The 3,125-nt window shown below is 45.4% G+C and carries 5 protein-coding genes; 3 read left to right on the top strand and 2 right to left on the bottom strand.

Annotation, left to right across the window (positions count from 1 at the left end; genetic code table 11):
- Positions 1 to 14 precede the first annotated feature (14 nt).
- From A31E_RS00040 to A31E_RS26170, 3 genes are all read left to right on the top strand, one after another.
- A complete protein-coding gene (locus A31E_RS00040; protein WP_024193633.1) occupies positions 15 to 209 on the top strand; it encodes a Rop family plasmid primer RNA-binding protein in 195 nt (64 codons plus the stop codon).
- Between the two features lie 469 nt (positions 210 to 678).
- Positions 679 to 792 (top strand): replication initiation protein, encoded by a 114-nt coding sequence (locus A31E_RS26675; RefSeq protein WP_071790583.1) that lies wholly within the window; start codon positions 679 to 681, stop codon positions 790 to 792.
- Positions 793 to 1,153: 361 nt separating this feature from the next.
- Positions 1,154 to 1,297 (top strand): hypothetical protein, encoded by a 144-nt coding sequence (locus tag A31E_RS26170; RefSeq protein WP_016249640.1) that lies wholly within the window; start codon positions 1,154 to 1,156, stop codon positions 1,295 to 1,297.
- A 24-nt stretch (positions 1,298 to 1,321) separates the two neighbouring features.
- On the opposite strand, the gene A31E_RS00045 is transcribed toward A31E_RS26170, so the two are convergent.
- Positions 1,322 to 2,074, bottom strand: a complete 753-nt coding sequence (locus A31E_RS00045) for a hypothetical protein (protein WP_016249639.1) — start codon at positions 2,072 to 2,074, stop codon at positions 1,322 to 1,324.
- A 458-nt stretch (positions 2,075 to 2,532) separates the two neighbouring features.
- Positions 2,533 to 2,856 (bottom strand): plasmid mobilization protein MobA, encoded by a 324-nt coding sequence (gene mobA, locus A31E_RS00050; RefSeq protein ID WP_000166966.1) that lies wholly within the window; start codon positions 2,854 to 2,856, stop codon positions 2,533 to 2,535.
- Between the last annotated feature and the right edge of the window lie 269 nt (positions 2,857 to 3,125).

The raw sequence follows: 3,125 nt of genomic DNA, 5'->3' as shown, positions 1-3,125 counted from the left end.
GAGAAAACAGAAAGATGAACAAGCAGCAGCAAACCGTACTTAACATGGCAGGATTCATAAAAAGCCAGAGCCTGACGCTGCTCGAAAAACTGGACGCACTTGATGCTGACGAACAGGCCGCCATGTGTGAGAAGCTGCACGAACTCGCGGAAGAACTTCAGAACAGCATACAGAGACGCTTTGAAGCGGAAAATCGCACCGGGATATAACGCATCCGGACAGGATGCAGAACGGCATAGAGGAGCGTAAGGAGAAAATGTCACATAAGGCGCTCTTCCGCTTCCTCGCTCACTGACTCGCTACGCTCGGTCGTTCGACTGCGGCGAGCGGTGTCAGCTCACTCAAAGGCGGTAATGCGGTTATCCACAGAATCAGGGGATAAAGCCGGAAAGAACATGTGAGCAAAAGACAAAGACCCAGAAGAAGAGCACGCAGGAGGCGTTTTTCCATAGGCTCCGCCCCCCTGACGAGCATCACAAAAACCGACGCTCAAGTCAGAGGTGGCGAAACCCGACAGGACTTAAAGATACCAGGCGTTTCCCCCTGGTGGCTCCCTCGTGCGCTCTCCTGTTCCTGCCTTTCGGTTTACCGGTGTCATTCCGCTGTTATGGCCGCGTTTGTCTCATTCCACGCCTGACACTCAGTTCCGGGTAGGCAGTTCGCTCCAAGCTGGACTGTATGCACGAACCCCCCGTTCAGTCCGACTACTGCGCCTTATCCGGTAACTATCGTCTTGAGTCCAACCCGGAAAGGCACGACTTATCGCCATTGGCAGCAGCCACTGGTAACTGATTTAGAGGAGTTAGTCTTGAAGTTACGTGCCAGTTAAGGCTAAACTGGAATAACAAGTTTTGGTGACTGCGCTCCTCTTAAGCCAGTTACCGCGGTTCAGAAACTTGCCGGTTGCTGAACCTTCGAAAAACCACCTTGCCGGGTGGTTTTTTCGTTTTTAAGATTACGATGGGCGCGATATGAACTCAAGGAAATCCGTAATTAAATTATAAAACTTCGTGAATTAATGGAAAAACTGATGTGAATCAGCTATTTATCCTTAAGATTTGATGTTAGATATGGTATAATTAACCATTCAAATAGATGGAATAAAAAGTCAACGCTGCCATTAGAACGGCATAAGAAATAGAGGATTATGAAAATGAATACTAAAGTTCTTTTTGTGAAAAAAGCTTTGAAATCAATTACTTGCGCAACTCTTTCGCTCTTACCGGCTTTAAGTCGCGCAGTAACAGAGTTACGTAGCCTTTCGGCTGCGCGACTTAAAGCCGGTAAGAGCTTTTGATTGTATCACATTTTCCCTTAAAAGTCAACCGGCTACCTTAAGCTCCCTGCACTTAATCCTCCCTATAATCCCCATAACATACTCTATCGTGCAGCGTTCATAAAAGCGCCTATCGTGCCCAATAAACTCAATAAGTTCCTTTTTCTCGTTAGAGACGATACTCAAGGCATTCATTAAAAAATTGAACTCTTTCAACATATTATTTATGGCTTGACTATGCGACTTGCAGTGGTGTTTTTTCCAAATAGGCTCATGGTGAAAAAGTCGATTCCTAAACAAAAGAACTTTATGAAACTCGTCAAACAGCGCTTTAACCTTCATATCCCCCCCACCCAAAGGATTCTTCGCATGAGGAAATGTTTTTGCCTTGTTCTCTGGAGTCCAGATGTAGCACGGCCTTTGCGTATCCCTATATGGGGCATCTAACATATAAACCCAAAAGCCAAAGGTTAGACGGCAAATAACATCATCATCCGTATACCTTACGCCACACTCATCTAGTGCTTTTTGTTTCGCATTTAAAACAAGATCCTGAGATTTCTTTGTTTGAGGTATAGAGTCGTACCAAGCAGGCCCATGATTAGCTTTGATTGTATTGTTTATCGCATTACGCAGAGCAACCTCAATCATCTGGACAAGACAAAAAAAATCGCCAGACAGATCTTGGTAGGCAACGTATGCCCCAACCTTTTCTTGATCAGTAGCGCACCCAAGAAATGTTTCATAGAAAGATAATCTTGGTACAGAAATTGAGCTAATTAAACTTGTTGTATCCATGAAAACTCACTTATCTCTTTACTATGAATATTTTTCAGACTACCATTACAACATTCGAGGAGCAGGCGAACTACCGTTTTTCTGTGTACCTCTAGAGCGTAAAATATAACAAAAAAGCCCACTCTGTAGTGGGCTTTTTTGTTATATTTATCTATATGAAACAACCAGTTATAGTTATTGTTTCATAATAAGGATTGAATACTCTTCACAATCCATAACATCAGAAAATACTTTGCTGCCAATTTACCATAACTCCCCTTACGCGCACCGCTAAAACGCGCTGAACGCGATTCTGCCGCAAACACCGCAAAAAGAGATGTTTTACCCAGTGAAAACTGGAAAAATGCGTCAGGATCGTTTTCAGCTCACTGCATAGCTATGCATGAAAGTGAATGGCGATCGGTTTGGGGGCTTACGGCGTTCATACCGTCTGTTTTCGACAGTTTCTCTCCGGGAAGCTAATCTGCCATAAGCCTGGATAACAGGGCCCGGTGATACTCCGTAATAGCGATCAGCACCTCCGCATACTCTCTGTCCCCGACACGCTTGCCGTCGATAAAGAGTTTTTTCTGTAACGCCCCCAGTCTCATAACTTCTTTCAGTACCCGATCATCAGTCAGTGAGTTAACTTTCTTACCGAGAGCTGCCGCCCGTAAAAAACCGGAAACGGTCTTGCCGCATTCAGCAGCCCTTTTTCTGATTTCCTGGTCTTCTTCTGCCGTCAGACGAACAGGGCGACTGATAGCCCGCCTGCGCGTATTACTTCCACTTCGTTTTGTCATAAAACATGGCTCCGTATCTGACATGGGGTGTCGGGGCAAAGCCCTGACCAGGGTAATTGTAATAGCGTGCATGCATGCGCGGTATAACAATTGCACATCCTGTCCTGTCAGCAAGTTCGAATTACCGACAAAGGCACGGCAGTTTTTTGGCAGTGACAGTGTTGCCTGACAGAAATACCCGTTAAAGCGTCAGACGGCAGAATACCGGCGGCAAAACTGTCGAAAAGTGGTACGCGATATAATCACACGACGCAGATGACAGACAGAAC

Source organism: Escherichia sp. KTE159, from assembly GCF_000408805.1.
Taxonomy (GTDB): domain Bacteria; phylum Pseudomonadota; class Gammaproteobacteria; order Enterobacterales; family Enterobacteriaceae; genus Escherichia; species Escherichia marmotae.
Note: the sequence above shows the minus strand (reverse complement) of the source record. Positions and strands in the feature narration are given on the sequence as shown.

Excerpts from the sequence above, each read along its gene's own strand:
- A31E_RS00040 (WP_024193633.1), top strand. The coding sequence starts at position 15 with ATGAACAAGCAGCAGCAAACCGTACTTAACATGGCAGGATTCATAAAA.
- A31E_RS26675 (WP_071790583.1), top strand. The coding sequence starts at position 679 with ATGCACGAACCCCCCGTTCAGTCCGACTACTGCGCCTTATCCGGTAAC.
- A31E_RS26170 (WP_016249640.1), top strand. The coding sequence starts at position 1,154 with ATGAATACTAAAGTTCTTTTTGTGAAAAAAGCTTTGAAATCAATTACT.
- A31E_RS00045 (WP_016249639.1), bottom strand. The coding sequence starts at position 2,074 with ATGGATACAACAAGTTTAATTAGCTCAATTTCTGTACCAAGATTATCT.
- mobA (WP_000166966.1), bottom strand. The coding sequence starts at position 2,856 with ATGACAAAACGAAGTGGAAGTAATACGCGCAGGCGGGCTATCAGTCGC.